The organism is Streptomyces himastatinicus ATCC 53653, assembly GCF_000158915.1.
Classification (GTDB): Bacteria; Actinomycetota; Actinomycetes; order Streptomycetales; family Streptomycetaceae; genus Streptomyces; species Streptomyces himastatinicus.
This window is the reverse complement of sequence record NZ_GG657754.1, coordinates 485,063-486,270: the sequence shown is the minus strand read 5'-3', so window position 1 is coordinate 486,270 and position 1,208 is coordinate 485,063. Positions and strand designations below refer to the sequence as shown.

Annotated in this window: 1 protein-coding gene; it reads right to left on the bottom strand. The window is 76.7% G+C overall.

Translation table 11 applies throughout. From position 1 onward, the window contains the following. Positions 1–488 precede the first annotated feature (488 nt). Positions 489–1,208: cobalt-precorrin-5B (C(1))-methyltransferase CbiD (gene cbiD, locus SSOG_RS02050; RefSeq protein ID WP_039940487.1), on the bottom strand; the 720-nt coding region annotated here is incomplete at its 5' end.

Here is a 1,208-nt window from a genome sequence, read left to right as displayed (position 1 = left end):
CGCCCCCACCCCCCGTGCGACACGCCCGGCACCTGAGCGAAGCCGCCCACCCCGCCGCGACGCGCCGTGCCCAGGCACCCGAACATCCCCCACCGCTCGCCGGTGCCCGGCCGGGACTGAGCGCTGAACCCCACGCCGCCCCAGACGCGGCACCGCGTACCGCGCCGGGCGGGCGGAGTGCGCAGTGAACCGCACGCCCGCGCCGCGCGGGGCACCACGCGCGCGTCGTGCGGGCACACGTACCGCGCCGGGGCGCCGCGCCGGGCGGGCGTTGTGCCGTGTGTGTACCGCGCCTTGCGTCGCACGGGTCAGCGCGCCCCGTGGGTTCCGCCGGGCGCCCTTGCCGGGCGGCGCACTCCGCGCCGGTCGGGCGCCGCGTACTGTGCCGGGCCGGGTGCCGTGTCCCGAGACGCACGCGGACGCTGTGCCTGCACGGCAGGGGACCCCCGCGGCGTACGGGCACCCCGCGGGGGCGGGGCAGACGGCCGTCAGACGTCCCGTGGGCCGCGGGAGGCGGCGCGGCCCACGATCGTGCCCGCGCGGTCTATGCAGATCACGTCGACCGCGACCGGGGCCCCGCGCAGGACACCCAGGGCCATGTCCCGGGCCGCCGCCGCGACCAGGTCGCCGAGGGGAACGCCCCGGGCCGCGCACAGCTGCACCGTTTCCAGGCCGGTGTTGGCCGCCGCGACCGCCGCGGCCAGTTCCTCGTCCGCGCCGCCGCGACGGGCCAGGTCGGCGAGGTAGACCTTGTCGACCTGGGAGCGGGAGGAGTGCAGGTCGAGGTGGCCCGCGGCGAGCTTGGAGAGCTTGGCGAAGCCGCCCGCGACCGTCAGCCGTTCCACGGGGTGGCGGCGCAGGTACTTGAGCACGGCACCCGCGAAGTCACCCATGTCCAGCAGGGCGTCCTCGGGCAGCCCGTGTTCGGCCACCGCCACCTTCTCGGACGTCGACCCCGTACATCCCGCCACATGCCGCCGCCCCGCCGCCCGCGCCACGTCCACCCCGCGCCGGATGCTGTCGATCCAGGCCGAGCAGGAGTACGGCACCACGATGCCGGTCGTCCCGAGGATGGACAGTCCGCCGAGGATGCCCAGCCGGGGATTCCACGTACTGCGGGCGATCTCCTCGCCGTGGTCCACCGAGATCTCGACCTCGACATCACCGCTGCCGCCGTGGCGGGCGGCGACCTCGGCGATGTGGTCGCT